20 protein-coding genes are annotated in these 23044 nt (G+C 62.3%); 12 read left to right on the plus strand and 8 right to left on the minus strand.

Annotation, left to right across the window (positions count from 1 at the left end; all coding sequences use genetic code 11):
• Positions 1 to 3: 3 nt before the first annotated feature.
• The 5 genes from VUG52_RS08155 to VUG52_RS08175 are packed head-to-tail and all read left to right on the plus strand — an operon-like array spanning position 4 to position 4601.
• On the plus strand, positions 4 to 1977 hold the full coding sequence (locus VUG52_RS08155; protein WP_177330856.1) for a heme lyase CcmF/NrfE family subunit: 1974 nt from the start codon (positions 4 to 6) through the stop codon (positions 1975 to 1977).
• On the plus strand, positions 1974 to 2510 hold the full coding sequence (locus VUG52_RS08160) for a DsbE family thiol:disulfide interchange protein (protein ID WP_050706642.1): 537 nt from the start codon (positions 1974 to 1976) through the stop codon (positions 2508 to 2510). Before VUG52_RS08155 ends, VUG52_RS08160 begins: the two co-directional genes overlap by 4 nt.
• The gene (locus VUG52_RS08165) at positions 2507 to 2983 is read left to right on the plus strand and encodes a cytochrome c-type biogenesis protein (protein ID WP_050706641.1); all 477 of its coding nucleotides are present in this window, start codon (positions 2507 to 2509) and stop codon (positions 2981 to 2983) included. Before VUG52_RS08160 ends, VUG52_RS08165 begins: the two co-directional genes overlap by 4 nt.
• The gene (ccmI, locus tag VUG52_RS08170) at positions 2976 to 4163 is read left to right on the plus strand and encodes a c-type cytochrome biogenesis protein CcmI (RefSeq protein ID WP_050706640.1); all 1188 of its coding nucleotides are present in this window, start codon (positions 2976 to 2978) and stop codon (positions 4161 to 4163) included. Before VUG52_RS08165 ends, ccmI begins: the two co-directional genes overlap by 8 nt.
• A gap of 12 nt (positions 4164 to 4175) precedes the next feature.
• Positions 4176 to 4601: a hypothetical protein gene (locus VUG52_RS08175; protein ID WP_050706639.1), complete on the plus strand. Its 426-nt coding sequence runs from the start codon at positions 4176 to 4178 to the stop codon at positions 4599 to 4601.
• A gap of 43 nt (positions 4602 to 4644) precedes the next feature.
• On the opposite strand, the gene VUG52_RS08180 is transcribed toward VUG52_RS08175, so the two are convergent.
• The gene (locus tag VUG52_RS08180) at positions 4645 to 5427 is read right to left on the minus strand and encodes a hypothetical protein (protein WP_156329662.1); all 783 of its coding nucleotides are present in this window, start codon (positions 5425 to 5427) and stop codon (positions 4645 to 4647) included.
• Positions 5428 to 5676: 249 nt separating this feature from the next.
• On the opposite strand from VUG52_RS08180, the gene VUG52_RS08185 reads away from it, so the two are divergent.
• Together VUG52_RS08185 and VUG52_RS08190 are read left to right on the plus strand one after the other, a co-directional pair.
• Positions 5677 to 6615: a 2-hydroxyacid dehydrogenase gene (locus tag VUG52_RS08185; protein ID WP_050706637.1), complete on the plus strand. Its 939-nt coding sequence runs from the start codon at positions 5677 to 5679 to the stop codon at positions 6613 to 6615.
• 297 nt (positions 6616 to 6912) lie between these two features.
• Positions 6913 to 7701 carry a PhzF family phenazine biosynthesis protein gene (locus VUG52_RS08190; RefSeq protein ID WP_331832678.1) on the plus strand — a complete coding sequence of 263 codons (789 nt, stop codon included), beginning with the start codon at positions 6913 to 6915 and terminating at the stop codon, positions 7699 to 7701.
• 71 nt (positions 7702 to 7772) lie between these two features.
• Here VUG52_RS08190 and VUG52_RS08195 read toward each other — a convergent pair whose 3' ends face one another.
• The 5 genes from VUG52_RS08195 to VUG52_RS08215 all read right to left on the minus strand — a co-directional run bounded on the left by VUG52_RS08195 (position 7773) and on the right by VUG52_RS08215 (position 17049).
• Positions 7773 to 9923 carry a hypothetical protein gene (locus VUG52_RS08195; RefSeq protein ID WP_331832679.1) on the minus strand — a complete coding sequence of 717 codons (2151 nt, stop codon included), beginning with the start codon at positions 9921 to 9923 and terminating at the stop codon, positions 7773 to 7775.
• 304 nt (positions 9924 to 10227) lie between these two features.
• Positions 10228 to 12306, minus strand: a complete 2079-nt coding sequence (locus VUG52_RS08200) for a hypothetical protein (protein ID WP_331832680.1) — start codon at positions 12304 to 12306, stop codon at positions 10228 to 10230.
• A gap of 208 nt (positions 12307 to 12514) precedes the next feature.
• Positions 12515 to 14740 (minus strand): autotransporter outer membrane beta-barrel domain-containing protein, encoded by a 2226-nt coding sequence (locus tag VUG52_RS08205; RefSeq protein WP_262951587.1) that lies wholly within the window; start codon positions 14738 to 14740, stop codon positions 12515 to 12517.
• A gap of 256 nt (positions 14741 to 14996) precedes the next feature.
• Positions 14997 to 16619 (minus strand): hypothetical protein, encoded by a 1623-nt coding sequence (locus VUG52_RS08210; RefSeq protein ID WP_052896068.1) that lies wholly within the window; start codon positions 16617 to 16619, stop codon positions 14997 to 14999.
• Positions 16567 to 17049: a hypothetical protein gene (locus tag VUG52_RS08215; protein ID WP_331832681.1), complete on the minus strand. Its 483-nt coding sequence runs from the start codon at positions 17047 to 17049 to the stop codon at positions 16567 to 16569. Before VUG52_RS08215 ends, VUG52_RS08210 begins: the two co-directional genes overlap by 53 nt.
• A 149-nt stretch (positions 17050 to 17198) precedes the next feature.
• Here VUG52_RS08215 and VUG52_RS08220 point away from each other — a divergent pair, with 149 nt between their 5' ends.
• The 5 genes from VUG52_RS08220 to VUG52_RS08240 all read left to right on the plus strand — a co-directional run bounded on the left by VUG52_RS08220 (position 17199) and on the right by VUG52_RS08240 (position 20651).
• Complete coding sequence (locus tag VUG52_RS08220) at positions 17199 to 17612, plus strand: GFA family protein (protein ID WP_050706630.1); 414 nt, start codon at positions 17199 to 17201, stop codon at positions 17610 to 17612.
• 73 nt (positions 17613 to 17685) lie between these two features.
• Positions 17686 to 18024 (plus strand): FKBP-type peptidyl-prolyl cis-trans isomerase, encoded by a 339-nt coding sequence (locus VUG52_RS08225; protein WP_050706629.1) that lies wholly within the window; start codon positions 17686 to 17688, stop codon positions 18022 to 18024.
• Between the two features lie 179 nt (positions 18025 to 18203).
• Positions 18204 to 18449, plus strand: a complete 246-nt coding sequence (locus VUG52_RS08230; RefSeq protein ID WP_262951584.1) for a hypothetical protein — start codon at positions 18204 to 18206, stop codon at positions 18447 to 18449.
• A gap of 300 nt (positions 18450 to 18749) precedes the next feature.
• A complete protein-coding gene (locus VUG52_RS08235) occupies positions 18750 to 19412 on the plus strand; it encodes a histidine phosphatase family protein (RefSeq protein WP_186732943.1) in 663 nt (220 codons plus the stop codon).
• A gap of 45 nt (positions 19413 to 19457) precedes the next feature.
• Positions 19458 to 20651, plus strand: coding sequence for a D-amino acid dehydrogenase (locus VUG52_RS08240; RefSeq protein ID WP_331832683.1), 1194 nt, complete (start codon positions 19458 to 19460; stop codon positions 20649 to 20651).
• An 89-nt stretch (positions 20652 to 20740) separates the two neighbouring features.
• Here the strand turns inward: VUG52_RS08240 and VUG52_RS08245 are convergent, their stop codons facing one another.
• Both VUG52_RS08245 and VUG52_RS08250 read right to left on the minus strand, forming a co-directional pair.
• A complete protein-coding gene (locus tag VUG52_RS08245; protein ID WP_028692810.1) occupies positions 20741 to 21469 on the minus strand; it encodes an aspartate/glutamate racemase family protein in 729 nt (242 codons plus the stop codon).
• A gap of 18 nt (positions 21470 to 21487) precedes the next feature.
• Entirely contained in the window at positions 21488 to 23023 is a 1536-nt protein-coding gene (locus VUG52_RS08250; protein ID WP_050706625.1) for an NCS1 family nucleobase:cation symporter-1, read from the minus strand.
• Positions 23024 to 23044: the final 21 nt, after the last annotated feature.

Raw genomic sequence — 23044 nt, forward strand, 5'->3', positions numbered from 1 at the left:
CTGGTGATCCCCGAGCTCGGCCAGCTGGCGATGATCCTGGCGATCTGCTTCGCCGCCGTGCAGGCCACTGTACCGCTGCTCGGCGCCTGGCGCGGCGACAGCCTGTGGATGGGCCTGGCGCGGCCGGCGGCCTGGGGGCAGTTCGCCTTCCTGGCGTTTGCCTTCGCCTGCCTCACCCACGCCTTCATGACCGACAACTTCTCGGTCGCCTACGTCGCCAGCAACTCCAACAGTGCCTTGCCCTGGTACTACAAGTTCAGCGCTGTGTGGGGCGCCCACGAAGGCTCGCTGCTGCTGTGGGCGCTGATCCTCGGCGGTTGGACCTTCGCCGTGTCGATCTTCTCGCGGCAGTTGCCGCAGGTGATGCTGGCGCGGGTGCTGGCGGTGATGGGCATGATCAGCGTGGGCTTCCTGAGCTTCCTGATCATCACCTCCAACCCGTTCTCGCGCCTGTTGCCGCAGGTGCCGGGCGATGGTCGCGACCTCAATCCGCTGTTGCAGGACTTCGGCCTGATCGTCCACCCGCCGATGCTGTACATGGGCTACGTGGGCTTCTCGGTGGCCTTCGCCTTCGCCATCGCCGCCTTGCTCGGCGGGCGTCTCGACGCCGCCTGGGCGCGCTGGTCGCGGCCCTGGACCATCGTCGCCTGGGCCTTCCTCGGCGTGGGCATCACCCTCGGCTCGTGGTGGGCCTATTACGAACTGGGCTGGGGTGGCTGGTGGTTCTGGGACCCGGTCGAGAACGCCTCGTTCATGCCCTGGCTGGTGGGCACGGCGCTGATCCACTCGCTGGCGGTCACCGAAAAGCGCGGAGTGTTCAAGAGCTGGACTGTGCTGCTGGCCATCGCCGCGTTCTCCCTGAGCCTGCTGGGGACCTTCCTGGTGCGCTCCGGCGTGCTGACCTCGGTGCATGCGTTCGCCGCCGACCCGTCGCGCGGCATCTTCATCCTGATCTTCCTGCTGTTCGTGGTTGGCGGCTCGCTGACCCTGTTCGCCCTGCGCGCGCCGGTGGTCAAGAGCCAGGTGGGCTTTGCCCTGTGGTCTCGTGAAACCCTGCTGCTGGCCAACAACCTGGTGCTGGTGGTGGCCGCCTCGATGATCTTGCTGGGCACCTTGTACCCGCTGGTGCTCGACGCCCTGACCGGGGCCAAGCTGTCGGTCGGCCCGCCTTACTTCGACGCCCTGTTCCTGCCGCTGATGGCACTGCTGATGGTGGTGCTCGGCGTGGGCGTGGTGGTGCGCTGGAAGGATACCCCGGGTAAGTGGCTGGCCGGCATGCTGACGCCGGTGCTGGTCGGCAGCGCGGTGCTGGCGCCACTCGCCGGGCTGCTCGTCGACGACTTCGACTGGCCGGCCCTGAGCGTGTTCGCCCTGGCCGCCTGGGTGGTCCTGAGCGGCGTGCGCGACATCCTCGACAAGACCCGTCACAAAGGCCTGGCCAAGGGGCTGGCGGGCCTGAGCCGCAGCTACTGGGGCATGCACCTGGCGCACCTGGGCCTGGTGGTGTGCGCCCTGGGCGTGGTGCTGTCGAGCAACAACAGCGCCGAGCGCGACCTGCGCATGGCGCCGGGCGAGACCGTCGAGCTGGGTGGCTATCACTTCCTGTTCGAGGGGGCCAAGCACTTCGAAGGCCCGAACTTCATTTCCGACAAGGGCACCGTGCGGGTCTCGCGCGATGGCCGCGAAGTGTCCGTGTTGCACCCGGAAAAACGCCTGTACACCGTGCAGCAGTCGATGATGACCGAGGCCGGCATCGACGCCGGCTTCACTCGCGATCTGTACGTCGCCCTGGGCGAGCCGTTGGAGAACGGCGCCTGGGCGGTGCGGGTGCATATCAAACCCTATGTCCGCTGGATCTGGCTGGGCGGTCTGCTGACCGGCCTGGGCGGCTTGCTGGCGGCCCTCGACCGACGCTACCGCGTCAAGGTCAAGACCCGGGTGCGTGAGGCCCTGGGCGTGTCTGGAGCGACTGCATGAAGCGTTGGATCATGGTGGTGCCGCTGGCGGTGTTCCTGCTGGTGGCGGTCTTTCTCTACAAGGGGTTGTTCCTCAAGCCCGACGAACTGCCATCGGCGATGATCGGCAAGCCGTTCCCGGCGTTCGCGCTGGCGAGCGTGCAGGGCGATCGCAGCCTCACCCAGGCCGACCTGATCGGCCGCCCGGCACTGGTCAACGTGTGGGGCACCTGGTGCCCGTCGTGCAAGGTCGAGCACCCGTACCTGAACCAGCTGGCCGAGCAGGGCGTGGTGATCCACGGGGTCAACTACAAGGACGACAACGCCGCCGCGCTGAAGTGGCTGGCCGAGTTCCACAACCCGTACCAGCTGAACATCGCCGACCAGCAAGGCTCGCTGGGCCTGGACCTGGGCGTGTACGGCGCGCCGGAAACCTTCCTGATCGACGCCAAGGGCATCATCCGCTACAAGCACGTGGGCGTGGTCGATGCCACGGTGTGGCGCGAACAGCTGGCGCCGCTGTACCAGGGACTGGTCGACGAGGCCCGGCCATGAGGCGCTGGCTGGCGGCCGCCGTGCTCGGCCTGAGCCTGGTCGGGGTGGCCAAGGCGGCCATCGACACCTACCAGTTCCGCGACGACGCCGAGCGCGAGCGCTATCAGCAACTGACCAAGGAACTGCGCTGCCCCAAGTGCCAGAACCAGGACATCGCCGACTCCAACGCGCCCATCGCCGCCGACCTGCGCCGCGAGATTTTCCGCATGCTGGGCGAGGGCAAGGACAACCAGCAGATCGTCGATTTCATGGTCGATCGCTATGGCGACTTCGTGCGCTACAAGCCGGCGCTCAGCGGGCGCACCTGGCTGCTCTGGTTTGGCCCGGGGATCCTCCTGGCTGGAGGTTTCGTGGTGCTGGCGCTGATCGTGCGCCGTCGCCGTGGCCAGTCCGTGGCCGGCAACACCGAACTGTCCGCCGACGAACGCGAGCGTCTGGCCAAACTGCTGGATAAAGAACGTACCCATGACTGAATTCTGGCTTAGCGCGGGCCTGCTGCTGCTCGCCGCCCTGGCTTTCCTGCTGCTGCCGATCCTGCGCGGTCGTCGCCGTCAGCAGGCAGAGCAGGATCGTACCGCCCTCAATGTCGCGCTCTATGAAGAGCGCGTTGCCGAACTGGCCGCCCAGCAGGCGGCAGGCGTTCTCGACGAACAGCAACTGGCCAATGGCCGCGATGAGGCCGCCCGTGAGTTGCTGGCCGACACCGAGCGCGGCGAGGTGACGCGTCAGGGCCACCTGGGCAAGCCCGTGCCGCTGCTGGCGGCGGTGCTGGTGCCGGCCATGGCCCTGGGGCTGTACCTGCACTTCGGCGCCGCGGACAAAGTCGAGCTGACCCAGGAGTTCGCCCGCGCGCCGCAGTCGATGGCGGAAATGACCACGCGCCTGGAACGTGCGGTGCAGGCCCAGCCCGACTCTGCAGAAGGCCTGTACTTCCTCGGTCGTGCCTATATGGCCGAGCAGCGCCCAGCCGACGCGGCCAAGGCCTTCGAGCGCGCCGTGGCCCTGGCCGGACGCCAGCCCGAGCTGCTCGGGCAGTGGGCGCAGTCGCTGTACTTCGCTGCAGACAAGCAGTGGTCGGCGCAATTGCAGGCACTTACCGACGAAGCGCTCAAGGCCGACCCACGGGAGGTCACCAGCCTCGGCCTGCGCGGCATCGCCGCCTTCGAGGGCGAGCGCTACCAGGAGGCCATCGACTACTGGCAGCGTCTGCTGGCGCAGTTGCCGCAGGGCGATGCGTCCCGTGACGCGCTGCAGGGCGGCATCGACCGCGCCGCCGACAAGCTCAAGGCCGGTGGCGGCAAGGTCGCCGAGAAGTCGCGCCTGAAGGTACGGGTGGAGTTGGCCGCAGCGCTCAAGGACAAGGTGCGCCCGGACGACACCGTGTTCATCTTTGCCCGCGCCAGCAATGGCCCGCCCATGCCGCTGGCGGCCAAGCGGGTGACGGTGGCGCAGCTGCCGATCGAGGTGGAGCTGTCCGATGCCGATGCTATGATGCCGCAGATGAAACTGTCGGACTTCGCCGAAGTCCAACTGGTTGCCCGGGTCTCGCGCGCCGGACAGCCCACCGAAGGTGAATGGAAGGGCCAGAGCGCCCCGCTGGCCACCGGCACCCGGGGCACCCAGCATGTGACCATCGACAGCCCCGACTCATAAGAGAGCAGCCCCATGAACAGCACCGTCCGCCTGACCCTGATTTCCCTGGCCCTGGGTCTTTCCGCGTGTACGGTGCATCAGCCCGGGGAGCGTGAGCCGTTGCCGCCGATCGAGACCACCCCGCCGCCGCACAAGGGGCCGGTGGTGAAGCCCCTGCCAGGTGGCCAGCCCGGCACCCAGCCGAGCAAGCCGGCGGCGATTCCCAAGCCGATGCCGCGTACCTCCGCCAGCTTCGCGCCACCGCCGGGGGGCGCCAGCCACTGGGACCCGAAGCTGGGGGTCTATGTGCTGGAGAAGCAGCCCAACACGTTCTACCGCCAGCGCACCTATTACCGCTGGAACAATGGCTGGAGCTGGTCGCTGAGCCCCAACGGGCCGTGGCAGGACACTGACAGCAGTGGCGTGCCGGGTGGGTTGGGCAGGGCGTTCGGCCAGTAGTCAGCGTACCAGCCGAATGTTTCGAGTCGTGTTGGCTTCGGCATCAACCATTGTCGCCAGGTATGTATTCGAACCGCGCCTCTTGCTGGAGGGTAGCGGGCAGGGTCATCTTGATCAGTGGCATGCGTGTGCCGGTCTTGTTCTGGAAGTTGTCACGATCTTTCCTGGCATTACCCAGTCCGGTCGAATCGACATAGAAGAATGCTTCGATCGGTAGCTCATTAGGGATGTTCTGTGGCCAGGTGGCAATGCGAAACTCGTTTGCCGTCTGGAACAGGTGATCCTGAATTGCGCCGGAGATGTTATGTACAAGCATGGCCTGCTTGAAGGCCGGGCCGGCGGCCTCATTGCGGTCGTCGCGGATATTGAAGCCGCATTGGCTTTCACGCGTCATCTGCGTCGCGAGGTAGTGGATATGCCAAGCCAGAGCGGCATCGATATTCTGTAGCTCGCAGGAGCGACTAACGCTGGGGTAGTCCTTGTGCTCACCACAGCCCGGTTTTTCCCTTTGGTCGGTGTCGGCGTCGATCGGGAAGTAGCACAGGATATTGAATGTCTGCTTGCCGAAAGGCGTATTGAGGACCGGATGGAAGATGAAGCCATTGTGCTGCCCTGGCACCATGTTCTTGAATTTGGCGTCTTTGCGCAGATAGGAGAATGAAACTCCCCCACTGGCCACCGAGTTAGGGCTGGGGTTCCACGAGTCGTACTCAGGTGAGTATCGGGTGGCTCTGAAAATCACGCCGCTGCAGAGGAAGGCCGGTTTGGAGTCCTCGCCACAGTCGGGCGGTGCATAGTTGTAGCGTTCGTTCAGGCGTGCGGCCACCAGGGCGCCATCCTGAGTCATTTGAGAGGGGCTGTTCGCGGTAGGTGGCGGGGTGGCGCAACCCGAGACCAGCAGGCAGGTCAGAACAAGTACTCTTAGGTTCATGTGAATGGCCCTGGAAGTTGTCAGTTGCGCAAGCATTGCAAGAACGCCCGAAGCCGGCACCTGGCAAAACTGCTAGTTTGCCGTGGGTGGTCCTGTAGGAACTGTCCGCGCATAATCCCCCTTCGCATTCAACCGGAGGGTGGCATGAGCAAGACAGTCCTGGTGCTGGTGGAAACCGTCGATGACTACCTGCCGCTATTGGAACGGGCCGGCTATCGCCTGATCCGCGCACCGTCGCCGAAGATGCGCGCCGACGCCATCGCCCGTCACGCCGGCGAAATCGACGCCGTGCTCACCCGTGGCCCGCTGGGCCTCACGGCGGATGAAATTGCCACACTGACCCGGTTGCGGATCATCTGCGTGATAGGCGCCGGCTACGAGCAGGTCGACCTGGCCGCCGCCGCTGCCCGTGGCATCACCGTCACCAATGGCGCCGGCGCCAATGCCTCCGCCGTGGCCGATCACGCCCTGGCCCTGCTGCTGGCCCTGTTACGCGACATCCACCGTGCCGACGCCAGCACCCGCCGTGGCGAATGGCAGCGGGTGATCAGCCCGTCGGTGAGCGGCAAACGCCTGGGCATCCTGGGGCTGGGCGCGGTGGGGTTGGCAATCGCCAAGCGTGCCAGCCTCGGCTTCGACATGCCCGTCAGCTATCACAGCCGCACTCCGCGCAACGATGTGCCCTACACCTGGTACGACAGCCCGCTGCACCTGGCCGATGCCGTGGATATCCTGGTCGTCGCCACCCCAGGCGGGTCCGGCACCCAGCACCTGGTCGACGCGCAGGTGCTCGACGCGCTGGGCGCCGAGGGATACCTGGTGAATATCGCCCGCGCCAGCGTGGTCGATACCCAGGCGCTGGTTGCCGCCTTGGCCCAGGGGCGGATTGCCGGCGCCGCACTCGACGTGTTCGATGATGAACCGGGCGTGCCCGATGCCCTCAAGGCCCTCGGCAATACCGTGCTCACCCCTCATGTCGCCGGCCAGTCGCCCGAGGCCGCCCGCGACACGGTCAGCCTGGTGTTGCGTAACCTGCAGGCGTTCTTTGCCGGCGATCCGGTGCTCACGCCGGTACGCGGATAGCCTGTACCCGTCACCGGAAAGCCAACTCCCACAGGTCATCTCTATTCCCTGTGGGAGATCGCCCAGCCCTCCGGGCTACGCTGTCGCGCAGGGAACAGAATTCCAGCGTGGGAGCGGGCTTGCCCCGCGATCACCGGCGTAGCCGGTGCCAAACGCCGCATCGCGGGGCAAGCCCGCTCCCACGCTGTCCCAGTCAAATCAAAGAGTTGTGTTTTGTTCCATGAGAGCCGGCTTGCCGGCGATGGGCTGCAGAGCAGCCCCAGTCAGCCCATAACTCTCACTTGAAGGAGTGCATGCATGCAAATCGAGATCTTCCAGGTCGATGCTTTTTCCGCCAAACCGTTCGGCGGCAACCCAGCGGCGGTGATCCCTTTGGAGAGCTGGCTACCCGATGCGCTGCTGCAGCGTATCGCCGAAGAAAACAATCTGTCCGAAACCGCCTATTTCGTTCGCAACGGTGAAAGCTACGACCTGCGCTGGTTCACCCCGACGGTCGAAGTTGATTTGTGCGGCCACGCCACCCTGGCGTCGGCCTGGGTGCTGTTCGAGCAGTTGGGCGAGCAGCGAGAGGTGCTGCGCTTCAACACCCGCAGCGGTGAACTGCGGGTCAGCCGCGGCGCCGAGGGCCTGCTGGCGATGGATTTCCCGGCCAAGCAGCCGCTGGCAGTGGAGATACCAGCGGGGTTGCTGGAGGCCCTGGGCTTGGCCAGTGCGCGAGGCCTGTATCGTACCGACGACTACATCGTGGTGATCGATGACCCGGCGGTGCTCGCGGCCTTGCAGCCCGATTTCGTGGCCTTGTCTCGCTTCGACGTGCGTGGCATCGCGGTGACGGCGCCGGGGGGAGGGTTCGATTTCGTCACACGTTGGTTCGGGCCGCGGGTCGGGGTCAATGAAGACCCGGTCACCGGCTCGGCGCATACCTCGTTGGTCCCTTACTGGGCTGAGCGGCTTGGGCTGGCACGGCTTCGTTGTGAGCAGGGTGGGACGCGCAAGGGGCAACTGGTCTGTGAGCTGCCGGGCAATGGTCGGGTAATCATCAGTGGCCATGCGGCTTTGTACTTGCGCGATACGGTGACTCTGTAACGCAGAAGGCGTACCCCCCTGGAGGGGTACGCTGATGTCGCATCGTCTGCCATGAACCATGAGAGCAGGGATCAGGGTTTGGGCTTGGATTTAGACTTAGACTTGGTTTTAGTCTGATCCTTGCCCTTGCCCTTGCCCTTGCCCTTGCCCTTGCCCTTTTTCTTTTTCTTGTTTTTAGACTCAGCGTTTTCGCCGCGGGTGTCGACAATTACCAAGGGAGTCGTGGAATTTGATACAGACCCAAATTCATTTGTCGCGGTCCAGGTGACATGGATATGGCAAAAATTATTTGGGAACAACAGATGATGTGCAGGGATTTCGAACTCTGTTTCTTTGTCTTTATCGTCTTCACCAACGGGTTTCGAGAAGGTGTATTTGCTCCCTTCGATAGGCGTTTCGTTACCGGCGTGTGAACCGCCAGCGGCCTGGTACAGCTCGATCGAAATCCTGTTACCCGGCTTCTTGTTCGCATAGTGCGGTGTAATGAACTTGACCCCTCGATTGATCTCGTCCTTTGTGATTCTGCCGGAGGCATTGAGAGGGATATATTTACCATCCTCGAGGCTTCCTTCGCCCGGAAGTTCATCGTTTCCGTGCACCGTGATCGGTTGTTCATAGGACAGCGAAGTATTCTCCGCCCCCCCTGTGATCGCGCGGGTTACCATGAAGTAGAGCGGTTTTGAACCAGAGCCTTCCTGCGCGATCTGGGCGGCAGTCAGCGTAAATTGCAGATCGGCCGTACCGTCCGCTTCCTGTTCGGTGACAATACGTACAGGAAACGCTATCGCACCATAAATGACCGAGACCTTGTCGCCCTCCTCCAAGACCTTCCTGGGTGGGAATGTTCGATCGTACAACGGTATGTAGATCGTAGCGTCCTGGTCGAACTCATCACTGGGGATTTCATTATATTTTTTGCTCGCGGTCTCCAAGTAAGGGGGCCGCAGGTTCGGATGCACCGGATCTTCCGGATCTGGATTTGGATCGCCCCCGACCTGGAACAAGTTGACCGCCACTGTGGTGATCGCAGAGGTGCCGGCAACAATACCATTTCGAATAATGCGGTAGAACACATCGATACTGGCGACCAGGTTGGCACCTGCCGTTGTCTTCTTCCAAGTATCGTAGAGGGCTGCATAAGAGGGATACAAAGTCTGCGGATTGCCTTCTTCACCACCAGGGATAGCCACCAGTCCATGCACGGCGTCACCCCACACCAGTTCGATCATGTCACCCGGTTGGATTTTCGGTGGGCCAGGATGGGCGGGCACGACCAGTTCCAGCGGCTCGCGTGCTTCTGCATCGATGATGAGACCGTCATTGTGGGCAGCAATTTGCGGGGCGAGCAGGCCTGTCAGTTCACCCTTGAGGAGTACCTTCAGCGTCAGCGGGCGGGACGCCATCGAAACATTGCCCGCCCGATCCGTGACTTTGTAGGTGAAATCGAGCGTACCGTCCCCCAAGGCCTCGATATCTGCCCGCAGGAAGCGCAGCGTCAATTCGTCCTTGGGACGACGACGCATGCTCCCCCGGGCTTTGCGTCGAGAACGTAACGTGCTGCGGATTGTCCCCTCGATGATGTCGCCGGCCGCTATGCCGCCATAACCGGCGATGGTGCATTCCAGGTATTGCTCGCCGTTGTCTTCCTTAAGCTTGTCCGAGGTCAGCCCTTTCGTTTTTATTAGCTCATCAACAATCAACTCGGCCAGCAAGGGTTCGCCAGGCGCGGTCAGGTCGACAACGAAGGATTGGGGTGGGCCGCTCTCTGTCCCTCCGCCGGAGTAAATGACTTTGTAGATGATCGTGTGGGTGCCTTCCGTGCGAACAGAAGCAGGCAAGTCGATTTCAAAAGGGTCCCCAGGTATTTTACCTGTGAACGTGACGGGCGGCTCCAATGGAACATCATCTACTACCAGTTGCACTTTATCCCCGTCCGGGTCCATGATCGTGGCAGGCACTGGAAATGTGAGCTTGAGCGTATCGTTCTTGACGCTTGCCAACAATAAATTGTCTGCAGCTCCGGGCGACGGCGGCTCCGCCAGGGCGTCATCCGGGAACACCAAGTGATCAGGAAAACCCAGTATGCCTGGTGACCGTTTGCGTTTTGCCTTGTAGACGATTGGGCACTTGCAACGCCCGGAGTAGGCAATGGATTGGCTTGGCACCTTGCCGGGTGTGTGCACGGGTGTGTGCACGTCGATGCGAGAGGATCGTTTTGACATGGTTGCATTCCAGTGGCTAGGGGATTCACAGGGTTGCTGTCGTGCGATGTGCCCCGTCGGGCGCTGCCACGGCAGTTCTACTGGCTGTCCCGGTACCTGGCGCAGCCGATGCGATCACAAGGTCATGGTCGGAAAAAAGCGCGCGTTTGTAACCTGACAGAATTGCCAGGTCGCCCGTGGCTGGCGGGCGTGGCCACAGAAGGAAGCGGGCAAGAAGTGCGCTTTTATCGCACGCGTTGTGGGAGGCCCCTCGGTATCGACCGAAGGGTTCCCGTGGACGGAGGGCTGGAATGCCGTGCGCGGTTCACCGCGTGCCGCGGGAGTCCACGATCAGCAGGGCGGTGGTGTCGTTCTCTACCGGTTTGCCATTCCTGATGACCCGCCAGGTGGAATGTATATGGCAGCGTTTGTTGGGAGCGAGCAGCTTGTCCGTTGGAAGGGGAAATGGGTACGCCTCGGTCCCTTCGCTAATATCGCGCACCGTATAGGAGCAGATGATTCTCGACTCTTCCAAGAACTCCTCATTACCCGTGTGTTCAATACCCTCTACTTGCACCAGGTTAATCTCAATCACGTCCTCTGGTCGCTTGTGCTTGTAGGCCGGCGTTACGAAATACACGATCTTGTCATCTTCGAAATCAGCCGGGATGATGCAGCAGGCGGACTTGAGGGGCGCGTACTCACCTTCTCCCAGATCGCCATCGCCAGGCAGTTGCTCATCCGCGTCAACGAGCACCGGTTGGACCGGCCCCTGTGACGTGTTGTAGGTCGGGCCTTGGACAGGGCGCTCCACCTCATAGACCACGGCCTGTGTACCTCCCGCTTGTTCTGCGATCAGGTCGGGCGTGAGGGCAAATTCGAGGTCAGCCTTCCTGCCGACGTCAGCGTCGCTGACGGTCCGGGGGGAAAACGCATAGGTACCGTATCTGAGCCGGACCACATCGCCCTTGATCAGCACCGGTGCCGTCGGTGAGTGCCGGTCGAACCATGGCACGAAGAGCCTGGCGTCCTTGTCGTAGTCATCCTTGGGAATGTAGTTGAGCTGCCCTGACCAGGACATCAGCACGGCTGGGCGCAGGTTCGGGTGGGTCGGTACCCCGGGTTCTGGATCGCCACCCACTTGGTGCAGGTTGATGTTCACGTCCAATCCTGCGGAGGTGCCGGCCACCATGCCTTCGCGAATGATCCGGTAGCGCACCGTGATGCGCGCGACTTTATCCCGCCCCTGCGATTGCGCCTTCCAGGTGTCGTAGAGGGCCGCATAGTCCGGGTAGATAGGCAGGCGGGCACCTTCCTCACCGTCGGGGTAGGGCAGCAGTTCGTGGTAGGCATCGCCCCAGATCAACTCGATGGCATCGCCTGGCAAAATACCTTTCTTGAGGCGTTTTTTCGGGATGCGTTTCGACTTTCTCTTCCGGGTGTTGATCGCATAGGCGGGGATGATCACCTCAAGCGGTTTGCGCGCTTCTTCATCATTGATGATGCCGTCAGCGCTGTCCGCCACTTCCGGCGCCAGCAGGCCCGTCAGTTCTCCCTCGAGCAGTACCTTGAGCGTCACGGGGCGCGAGGGGGGCGAAACATTGCCGGCGCGGTCGGTGATGGTGTAGGCGAAAGTTTTAAGGCCATCCCCTGCGCGTTCGATGTCCTCCCTCAGGAACCGCAGGATGATCTCGTCGCCAGGCCCGAATTCCTGCTCGACATCAGTTGTGCTGCCGAACCCGTCGAGGTCGGCGATCACGCCACGGATCCTGTCGCCAATTCCAAGACCGTTGTAGCCATTGAGGGTCGTTCTGAGATAGTACTTGCCATTGTGGGGTTCGAGGGTGGCCGAGGTGACCCCGCCATCGCGGATGGCGGGATCAACGTTCAACTCGGCCAGTGACGGCAGGCCAGGTGCTGTCAGAGCGACCTTGAAGGATTGAAGGGGACCGTCCTCCGAGCCGTTGTTCGAGTAATGTATGCGGTACTGGATTGTATGGGTGCCCTCCTTGCGAGCGCTGGCGGGCAGTACGATGGAAAAGATGTCCCCCGCTTTGTAGCCCTCGAAGGTGACGGGGTCGCTGAACGCGCTGCCGTCCACGAGAAGCAGTACGGCATCCTGGGTTGGGTCGACAACTTTAGCCGGGATCCTGAACCGTAGCGTGATGGGGTAGTTCTTGAAGGCTGTCAGCAACAGGTTGTCTGGCTCGACACCCGGGAGGGGCGGAGCGAGCGCATCCTTGGGAAACACCAGTTTCTCATCAAAGCCCCACTTGGCGATATTGCGACTAGGTTTGCGGACCGCCTTGTAGGTGCGCCGGCTATGGCAACCACATTGCGAGGCAATGGACTTGGCCGGCAGGGGGGCAGGCCTATACTCGGCGATGAAGTAACGTTCGGACATGGTTGTTTTCCTGTGCTGTCAGGGCTTCAGGTTTGGGGCAGGCGGTGACGGGCCTTGGCAGTGCTTCAAGTCGTTTCGATACCGGGTACGGTGCAAACGAACGCAGGTTCATAGTCGGGAAAAAGCGCGAACTTGTAAGCTGACAGAATTACTAGGTCGCGCTGGCGGGAGGGGTATGCGTCGGTTTGGCCGACGCATGCTCAGGCGGTCAGAACGACAGGCGCAAGGCCAGGGAGGCCGCAGTATCGGAGAAGTCGTTGCTGCCCACTTGCTGGGCCAGCGACGCGCTGATGGTCAGATCACGGTTGATGCGGCCTTCCGCGCCGACCTTGAATTCGGCGATATTGCGGGTGCCGGCCTGGGTCACACTGACGCCGTCGAGGCTGACGCCAGCCTGGCGGCTGTTGTGGATCCAGTTGGTTTCGACAAAGGGCTTGAAGCTGTCGACCAGGGTGTCATCGCCGGTGTAGTTCAGCTTGAGCGAGGCGCGGGCGCCGACACTGACGCTCAGGGTATCGCTGCCCTGGGTGGAGACGACGGTGCCGTTGTCTTCACGGTGATCGTCCGGCGTCACGCCCGACCAGACCACCCTGGCCTTGGGTTGCAGGAACCAGGCATCGCCGTCGTCGAAGCGGTCGCTGAACACATAGCCGGCCTCCAGCGAGGTGGAAACGCCCTTGGCACTGTAGCGCTCGGTGGCCACGTCGTCGCCGGAGACCTGGGCGTCGAACCAGCTGTACTGCAGCACGGCATCGGTGTACAGGCCCTGTTCGCTGTTGCCGTCGGCGTACCAGGTGCCGTAGACGCCGGTGGTGTAGCCCTTGACCTGGCTGCTGGCGGAGTGGTTGGTCAGCTGCGAGGTGCTGTTGCCATGGCTGTTGCCGTAGCCGGCAAAGACCCCCGTGCGCCAGGCGCCGCCGGCACGAGTGGAGCCGCCAGCGAGGTCGGCGCCGAACAGCGTGGCGTTGCGGCTGACATGGGTGTTGAGTTGCCCGCTGCTGTCGGTGCTGCGCTGGTGTCCATCGCTGTGCTTCATCCACAGGTTGGTCGAACGGCCATCGGCCGCCAGGGTGTCGGCACGTTCGGTGTCGCCGCCACGCTGGCCGACACTGGCATCGAACAAGGTGCTCATGGCGTACAGGTTGGCCGCGTAGGCGCCGCCTTCGGGGCGTACGATCAGGATCGGCGCGTCAGGGTTGCCGGGATCGATCAGTTCATTTCGCAGGTACCAGTTGCCGTAGTTGTCGCCTTCACCTCGTACCAGTTGATAGTCGTAGGCTCCGGCAACGATACGACCTGCCTGAGTGAATTCCCCGTTGGAGGCGCCGCCGACGGTGATCAGTTCGATACCGTTCAAGGTCTTGGCACCAGATCCGCCGAGGTTGTTGACGCTGACCGACGTGGTGCCGCTGGTATCGCCTTCGATGATCAACCTGTCGGTTACCGAGGCATCGCCCTCCAGCTTGGCGTTGAATTCTATGCTGCCGCCATCGCCGACGTAGTCGCCGTGCACGGTCAGAATCCGGCCGGCTTTGTCGCCTTCCCTGTCGTTTTGAAAGGTGATCCTGCCACTGTTGGTGAGCAGTTCGTCGATGGAGGAGTCAGCAGTGACGATCCATTGCCCGGAACCGCCGACATCGAGCTGGTCCACGCCCTGCATCGCGCCACGCAAGATGGCGTTTTCACCGAGCGCCACATGGGTCGTGGCGGTGTCGGCAGAGATGATATCGCCTTCGATTTCACTGGTCTTGATGGTCAGGAACACGCTGGCGTCGTCTTCCACCTCGAGCAGGTTGCCGTTCCCTGCTTCCACCACGGTGCCATCGCTAAGGTTGATATGGGCTATCGGGGCGATAGGTTCCGAGTCGAAGGCCTTGCCGACATGGATCGCGCTGCCGGTGGTCGAGATCAGCGTGCTGTTGGCGATGTTCAGGGTGGCTTCTTGATTACCGGGGTTATCACCTCGGCTGTCCGAGCTGATGGCAATGGCGTGGAGGTCGCCCTCGAGCTTCGATTCGTCGCCGATGGTGCTGGTGCCGCCGTACATCTGCAGTGCGACGCCAGACAAAGCGCTGGTGCCATCACTGGTGGCGATCACATGGGTGCGCTCCAGGGTGACGTTGCTGTCGTTGTTGATAATCGCGCGCCCGGCGGCCCTGATGGTGGCGCCCGTGGCGTTAAGGTTACCGCCTTGGGTCAGTGAGATCGCCACGCCCGATGACGAATCCGAGGCATCGGCCTGGCTGCCGGCGTTCATGTTCAGGGTGGCGCCATTGCTCACCTGCCAGGACTCCACAGGGCTGCCGGCCTCGAGAGTGGCCTGTTCACTGCGCCCTTCAAGGACACCTGCGGTGGCCAGGGGCGTGCAGCCGAGCAGCAGGGCACAGGCGAATCGATATGGCCGGCGGGCACGCAAGCACAGGTCTTTTTTCATCGTAGACTCCGACGCGAATAAGTAAGTGGGACAAGCATTCGGGGAGCGCTGAAGAGTGCGGGAAGAAGTGAACTGAGGCTGTAGGAATAGCCTGAGCATGCTGTGGGAAAAGGTGAACATGGGCGTCACTTCCTGGCTCATGCGTGCGGGTAGCTTGAGCCAAGGGTGATGGGAAGTAACCTGACAAAAATGCTAGTTCTCGTGCCTCGGTAGCGTGGCAGGGAGAGCCAGGGCCGGATAGGGCCCTGGTGGTAGTTCAGAGCTGAATGAGCCCGGGAGGTGAGTAGAGGAAGGTTGTATCCTTGTCGCGCCGGATACCGTAGTTGAACAAGACGGCGCCGCCTCGGTTTTCTTCTATCCAGGAGTCTAGCGCCAGAATTTTAGCTTTTTTAGGTTCATCAAATTGGCGATATCCAATAGAGCGCTTTGCCACTCGGCCATTAATTATGAGGTTAACCTTGTCGCTATCTTCCCAGTCTGGGAACTCGATTTCGGCAGTATACTTGTCACCATCAGGGATGATTTTGATGGCCGGAGTTTCCACCGCTTGAGGCTCAATGGCCACTTCGCGTGGTGTGGAAGCTATGCCATTTACAAAGCTGGTCACGGAGACCTCGCTCGAGTAGCCCCCCATCGCCAGCGAGTCCGGCAACAAGAAATTCAGGGTCTCCCTCGAACGGACTATTTTCTCCTCGCTGCGCCATTCAACAACGCCCGTTGCCTTCCACACTACAGTGACCTTTTGTCCAGCTCGCATACCGGGGTAAGGCTCCACATCGACCTTGAGATGCTGATCGGGCAGCACATCGCGTAGGTAATCCAGCTTGTCGTTCTTGGCTTGGGGAAGCGTGGGGGCTGCTATGACGGTGTGGATGACCAGCCGGAAAGTACTTTTCGACAGATGTTGACCGTCGACGTGGTAGGCGACACGGATCGAACCTTTCACCAATGCTTTTACGAAGTCATTGGGAATCTTGAACAACATGTCTTCAACCGGAGAGCCGGCGTTCTGTGGGTCACTTGTAGAAGTCATGTCTTCGCCGTCGGCGTTGCGACCGTATGCCTCAACGACGACAGCTTGTCCTGGCTGCAGATTCTCATTCGCAGGCACCACCACCACTAGGTCAGCGGTCAACAGGTACCTCATGTCGATCTCTTGGTCTTCATGACCGTCGACAAGAACGCGCGGCGCGCCAGGTTGTTCGGGATAGTCGAAGTCCACGTCCACCGTCGTGGGCGGGGCCAGGAGCGAGTAATTGCCTGCATCGTCGGTAATGCTGTAGGTCAGCGAAGTTCTGCCGCCAGGGATCTTGGATCGCAAGTCGTCGAGGACGATCACCGTGTCATTATAAATATCATCAATTCGGATACTGTGTTCGAAACCGGACCAATGTATTGTCAACGTGTCGTATCCGGATTGGTAAGTCCATTTGGGGACCGTTATGGTGACCTTCTCGGTGTCCCCTGCCAACCACTCAGGGACGATCGACGCTTTTTCCAGCTTGTAGTTTTCCTCTGGGAGCGGCAGGGCTTTATCAGGGTCTCCGGGGATCGTGGTCTTTATGAAGAGCTCAGTTTCATCCGAGGGGAACTCTATGCCACCTGGGAAACTTATGAACTTGTACCAGAGGCCATACAAGCCTTCGTTTGTATTTATAAAGTGTTCCGCAGTAGGTTCTAGCACTATGACGCCGGTCTCGTCTTTTTTGACGAATCGACTGTATATCATGGTGTCGTCCAGAAATAGCTGAATGTCATCGCCATCCGCTACGTCGAGGTATGGGCCAACACGCGTTTCAAGAATCTTCTTTGGGTTGTGCAACAAGTCATAGTAGCCGAGACCACCATTCCCATGGCCATCGTCGTCGGCATCCGTCATTTTCGGAGGCATCAGGTTGGCGGAGGGAGTGGGGCCGGTGCAGGTACCAGTTGTGCTGGTTGTAGTTGTGGTTGTAGTTGTGGTTGTGGTTGTGGTTGAGTTTGTAGTTGTAGTTGTAGTTGTAGTTGTAGTTGTAGTTGTAGTTGTAGTTGTAGTTGTAGTTGTAGTTGTAGTTGTAGTTGTAGTTGTAGTTGTAGTTGTAGTTGTAGTTGTAGTTGTAGTTGTAGTTGTAGTTGTAGTTGTGGTCGCGGGTGTGGGCGTCGTTGTCGTTGTAGGGGGTGTGGTAGCGCTGGTTTTCGCGGGCATATTGGACGTGCTGCTCATAGGTGCTTCTCCTGGCCGGCGCGGGGGACAGGCATTGCCGGAGCTCCCAAGTTAGGAATTGTACTGATGTGCAACAACTGGCAAAAATGCTAGGTCGAGTGGGCATGGGCGCGCCTGGATTATCCAGGGTACGGCCATGCACACTTGCCTACGAGCGCCTGGCCAGGATGCTGGGCTGAGTCAGGGCGATACCGGAGATGCCTGGAGCCTGCGCCTATACTGCAACTCCCCGGAACAACCGCAAGGAGCCCCAAGATGCCCGTGGAAAAACAAGGCAGCTGCCTGTGTGGCGCAATCCGCCTGAGCGCAACAATCGACAATACCCATGTCAGCGCCTGCCATTGCAGCATGTGCCGCAAATGGACCGGCGGCCCGCTGCTGGCGGTCCATTGCACCGAGCCCCCGAAGTTCCAGGGCCCAACCCCGAGCGCCTATGATTCCTCCCCCTGGGCCCAGCGCGGCTTCTGCGGCCAGTGCGGCACGCACCTGTTCTACCGCTTGAAAGAGAGCAACCTCTACGTCGTGCCGGTCGGCCTGCTGGACGGCACGGAAAACTGGACCTTCACCGAGCAGATCTTCATCGACGAAAAGCCCGCCTGGTACTGCTTCAAGAACGAGACCAAGAACCTCACCGGCCAACAGATCTTCGACCAGTTCGCCCCGTCCTGAGCCGACCCGCCTTGCCAAACCCGCATATTCCTGAGAAAAGGGCGCCCATCAAAACCGTCTCGAGGAACCTGCCATGAGCAGTGAGCTGCAAGTCATCGATCTACAGGAAGGCGACGGCAAGGCCGTGGTCAAGGGCGCGTTGATCACCACCCAGTACCGCGGCACCCTGGCCGACGGCAGCGAGTTCGATTCGTCCTGGTCGCGCGGCAAGCCGTTCCAGTGCGTGATCGGCACCGGCCGGGTGATCAAGGGTTGGGACCAGGGCCTGATGGGCATGCGCGTGGGCGGCAAGCGCAAGCTGCTGGTGCCGGCGCACCTGGGCTATGGCGAGCGTTCGGTCGGGTCGATTCCAGCGAATTCGGACCTCACCTTCGAGATCGAGTTGCTGGAGGTGCTGACCCGGGACGATTGAGGGGCGCGATGGCGGGGAGTCGGGTGATGAAACCTTGCGCTGGGGTATTAACTGCCTGATCTGGGAAATTTCCCACGTGCTTGTCAGGCGTTGGCTGGCATATGGAGTGGTATTTCCGCAGGTATCGTCTCAGGTTCTCCTGGCTCTTTGTCCAGAGCCTAACTACCCGAGAGTCACTGATGTACGAGGATCCTGTTCAGATCGCCCTGTCGCTGTTCATAGGCTTTGCGATTGATCGCTGGTTGAGGTCACCCCGGCTGCGTACCTGGCTTGGCGTGAGTCTTCTCACTACGGGGGGGCTCGGTATGCTGTTCTTGCACCGTGAAACGCTCAATGGTGCTGATGTGGTGCTGTGGAAGTCTTTCGCTATCGTGCTGGGTGTATGCCTGATTGTATTCAGCGACCGCTACAAGGATGCGACGTGACGTTGCTCTCTCAACACTTTGACTCAAGCATTCGGGGCTCACCGGTCCTGCGATAGACCGAAACTGTGCTGACCCGCGACGATTGAGCCACGAGCAATAATTCAGCAACACACAGGCGTTAACGTGGCCTATGTCCATGGAACGGCATGTGCGCCCAGGGAGGAACCAAACGGGTCGAGGGCACTCTGACCCTCACTCGCTGCCACGGAAGGGATTCACGACAAGGACGACCAGCAGCCAAGGCTGCAGGACCATGTGGCGGGGCAACCCAGTACCGCTTGCCACAAGAGTTCATCCCAGATGAAGCTGCCCACCTTCCTTCGCCGTCGTCGTCACCTGTTGTTGAGCCTGACGCTCGCTGCTGCGGCCGTGCCGTTGGCCTTGGCTGTGGTCGAGAGTCGCGCGCAACCCGTGGATGGCACCCAGACCCTGGTCTTCCTGCGCCATGCCGAGAAACCCGGGGAGGGGTTGGGACAGCTGAACTGCCAGGGACTCAACCGCGCCCTGGACCTCGCCACCTTGCTGCCCGAGCGCTTCGGCAAGGCTGACTACGTATTCGCCGCCAACCCTTCGCGGGGTGTCGAGGAAGGTAGCCAGGATGAGCGCTACAGCTATATCCGCCCGCTGATGACCATCAGCCCCAGCGCCATCCGCCTCGGCTTGCCGGTGAACATCGACTATGGCGCCAACGACACCGACGATCTGGCTGACGAATTGCTCAGTAGCAAGTACCGCAATGCGACGGTCTACACCGCCTGGTCACGCGGCTATCTTCCGGAACTGATCAACACCGTGGCCGGCAAGGCCCTGGGCGAGGAGCGGGTGCTCACCGAAGACTGGCATCGCGACGATTTCGACACCTTGTACGTGCTCACGCTGACCTGGCGCGATGGCAAGGCGACCCTGCTCAGCCGCAACGTGCGCCAGGGGCTCGATCACGGCGAGTCTGGCTGCCCGACCTGACCTGCTGTTACTGTCTGGCCATCAGGCCGGGACGGGAATGGACGCATGAACCAGCGGGTGACAGTGATCGGCGGCGGGGTGGTCGGCCTGGCGACGGCTTATGCGCTGGTGCGCGACGGCTGGCAGGTCGACCTGGTCGAGGCCCGCGACAGCCTGGCCAGCGCCACCAGCTTCGCCAACGGTGGGCAGCTTTCGTATCGCTATGTGGCGCCGCTGGCCGATGCCGGTGTGCCGTGGCAGGCGCTTGGCTGGTTGCTGCAGGGGGACTCGCCGTTGCGCCTTCGGTTGCGTCTGGACCCTGCACAGTGGTGTTGGCTGGCGGCTTTCGTCATGGCCTGCCGCACCTCCGTCAATCGCCGTAATGCCGCTCGGCTGCTGAGTCTGGCGCTCGAAAGCCAGGCGGCTTTGCAGCGCTGGCGCGAGCAGGACGGCCTCGATGATTTCGCCTGGCGGCGCAATGGCAAGCTGGTCGCATTCCGTACCCAGCGTGCATTCGACCACGGGCGCCAACACCTGCTTGATCCCCAAAGCCAGCGAACACTGGATGCTGCCGAACTGCGTAGACTCGACCCGGCACTGGCAGATGCACCTTTCGTTGGCGGCGTGTTCACTCCGGGCGAGGAAGTCGCCGATTGCCACCGTTTCTGCCTGCGCCTGGCCGAGTGCCTGGAGGCATCCGGGCAATGCAGATTGCTGTTGGGGCGGCCGGTGACACGGCTGATAGCGCACGATGATCAGGTGCTGGCCCTTGAGATGGGCAATGAGCGGCTGGAAGTACAGCGCCTGGTGCTAAGTACCGGGCACCGTAGCGCCGGCCTGGCATTGCCGGGCTTGAATTTGCCGGTCTATCCCTTGAAAGGTTACAGCCTGACCGCGCCGATTGGCGCCGCGCATCGGGCGCCCGAGGTGAGCATCACCGACTACGAACGCAAGATCGTCTATGCCCGGCTGGAGGATCACCTGCGTGTGGCGGCGATGGTGGATATCGTCGGCTACGACGAGTCGGTGGATGCCGGCAGGCTCGCGAGCATGCGACGGCTGGCGCGCGAGACCCTGCCGGAGGCCGCTGATTACGGGCAGGCGGTGGAGTGGGCTGGGATGCGGCCGGCTACGCCGACCGGGGTGCCGATCATCGAGGCCACACGGTATCGCAACCTGTGGCTGAATCTGGGGCATGGGGCCTTGGGGTTTACCCTTGCCTGTGGCAGTGGCGAGCGACTGGCGAAGTTACTGCGCTGACTGTGCGGATCTGATCGCGGGGCAAGCCCGCTCCCACGAAGGTGTGGGTGCGGGAGTGCGCCGATGCGACTTGCCCCGCGATGGGCAGATCAGCGACCGAAGCGCATCGGCCAACCCACCACCTTCTTCGCCCTCGGCGTGGCATAGGTGCGCACCTTGGAGGTACTCAACCCCAACCTCACCAGCGACTCGGCAATGGTCACCGCCGCGCTCACACCGTCCACCACCGGCACCCCGGTACGCTGGCGGATCTGCTCGTCAAGCCCGGCCATGCCGCCGCAACCCAGGCAGATGACCTCGGCCTTGTCCTCGCGCACGGCCCGTTCGGCCTGCTCGACGATGGCTTCCACTGCACGCCGTGGGTCGCTTTCCAGCTCCAGCACCGCCAGGCCGCTGGCGCGTACCGAGGCGCAGCGCTCGTATAGCCCGGACAGTTTCAGGCGGTCCTCGATCAGCGGCACGGTGCGGTCCAGCGTGGTCACCACTGAGTAGGCGTGGCCCAGGTACATGGCGGTGCTGGCGGCGGCATCGGTGATGTCCACCACCGGCACGTCCAGCAGCTCCTGCAGGCCTTCGCGGCCATGCTCGCCGTAGCCGGCCTGGATCACGGCATCGAAGGGCTGGTCGTAGGCCAGCACCCGGTCCATCACCGCGATGGCGGCCAGGTAGCTCTCGAAGTTGCCCTCCACCGACTCGGCGCCGAACCACGGGGTCAGGCCGACGATCTCGGTACCGGGTGCGGCCACGCTGCGCGCTTGCTCGGCAATGGCTTCGGTGATGGCTTCGGTGGTGTTGACGTTGGCGATCAGAATACGCATGACGGATCTCCCTGAAATTCAGTGGCTGCTGTGGTCGACGGCGATGCATTCGCCGCTGACATCGAGGTATTGGCGGTGGCGTGGCGCGATCAGCAGGTAGACGGCGGCGGCGATGCCGGCACCGATCAGCCAGGAGAACGGCGCGATACCGTGGAAGTTGGGCACTAGGGCCAGGACGATGGCCAGCAGCGCGGCCGGGATGAACGCGGCCACGGCGCGCAGGTTGATGCCGCGGGTGTAGTGGTAGGCGCCGGCGGGATTCTCGCTGTACAGCTCGGGCACGTTGATACGGCCCTTACGCAGCAGCCAGTAGTCGGCCATGATCACCCCGTACAGCGGGCCGAGCAGGGCGCCCAGGCCCGAGAGGAAGTACACGATCACCAGCGGGCTGTTGTACAGGTTCCATGGCAGGATCAGCACCGCCAGGGTGGCGCTGATCAGCCCAGCGCGGCGGAAGTTCAGGTGGCGCGGCGCCAGGTTGCTGAGCACGAAGGCCGGGGCGACGAAGTTGGCCATGATGTTCACCGCCACGGTGACGATCAGGAAGGCCAGGCAGCCCAGCACCAGGAACACGGTGTTGGGGATGCTGGCGACGATCTGTGTCGGGCTGTCGATGACCTGGCCGTTGATCTGGAACTGCGCGCCGCACAGCACCACGGTGATCGCCGCGAACACCAGGATGTTCACCGGCAGGCCCCAGAAGTTGCCGACGCGGATGGTCCTGCGGCACGGCGAGGAGCGGGCGAAGTCGCAGAAGTTGAGCACCAGGGTGCCGTAGATCGCCAGCCACAGCGCGCCGCCGGCGAAGATATTGCGCCACATTTCGTAGCCGCTCAGGGGCTCGGCGACCGACCAGGCGATACGCGCATCGGCCTTGAAGTACATGAATACTGCCAGGCTCGCCACGGTCAGCAGGATCACCGGGCCGGCGAAGGCCTCGTAGCGGCGCACCATCTCCATGCCGTAGGCGAGGATCACCAGCTGCACCAGCCAGATCGCCACGAAGCACACCCAGCCCAGGCTCGACAGGCCGAGGATGCTGTCGTGGTCATAGGCGGCCACCTGTGGCCACACGGCGGTCAGCAGCACCCGCAGCACCACTGAGGCCAGGTAGGTCTGGATGCCGAACCAGGCGATGGCGATCACCGCGCGGATCAGCGCCGGGATCTGCGCGCCATGGATGCCGAAGGCGATGCGGCTGATCACCGGGAACGGCACGCCGGTCTTCTGCCCCATGTAGCCGGACAGGTTCATGAAGAAGTACACCAGCGCCGCGCCGATCGCCAGCGACAGCAGGATCTGCCAGCCGCCCAGGCCGAGGGCGAACAGCCCCATGGCGAAGGAGTAGTTGGCGATGTTGTGCACGTCGTTGGTCCACAGCGCGAAGATGCTGTAGCCGCCCCAGCGGCGGCCTGCCAGTTTGGTCGGGGCGAGGTCGCGGTTGTGCAGGCGCGGGCTCAGTTCGAGATCGGCGGGTTGGCCTTCGAGGGTGGTGGTCGAGGGATGGGTGCTGGCAACGGAAAGTTCAGGGGCAAGGGGGAGGCTGCTACTCATTCCGGCGGCTCCTGATGCGTG

The organism is Pseudomonas sp. LH21 (assembly GCF_036549575.1).
GTDB classification, from domain to species: domain Bacteria; phylum Pseudomonadota; class Gammaproteobacteria; order Pseudomonadales; family Pseudomonadaceae; genus Aquipseudomonas; species Aquipseudomonas peradeniyensis.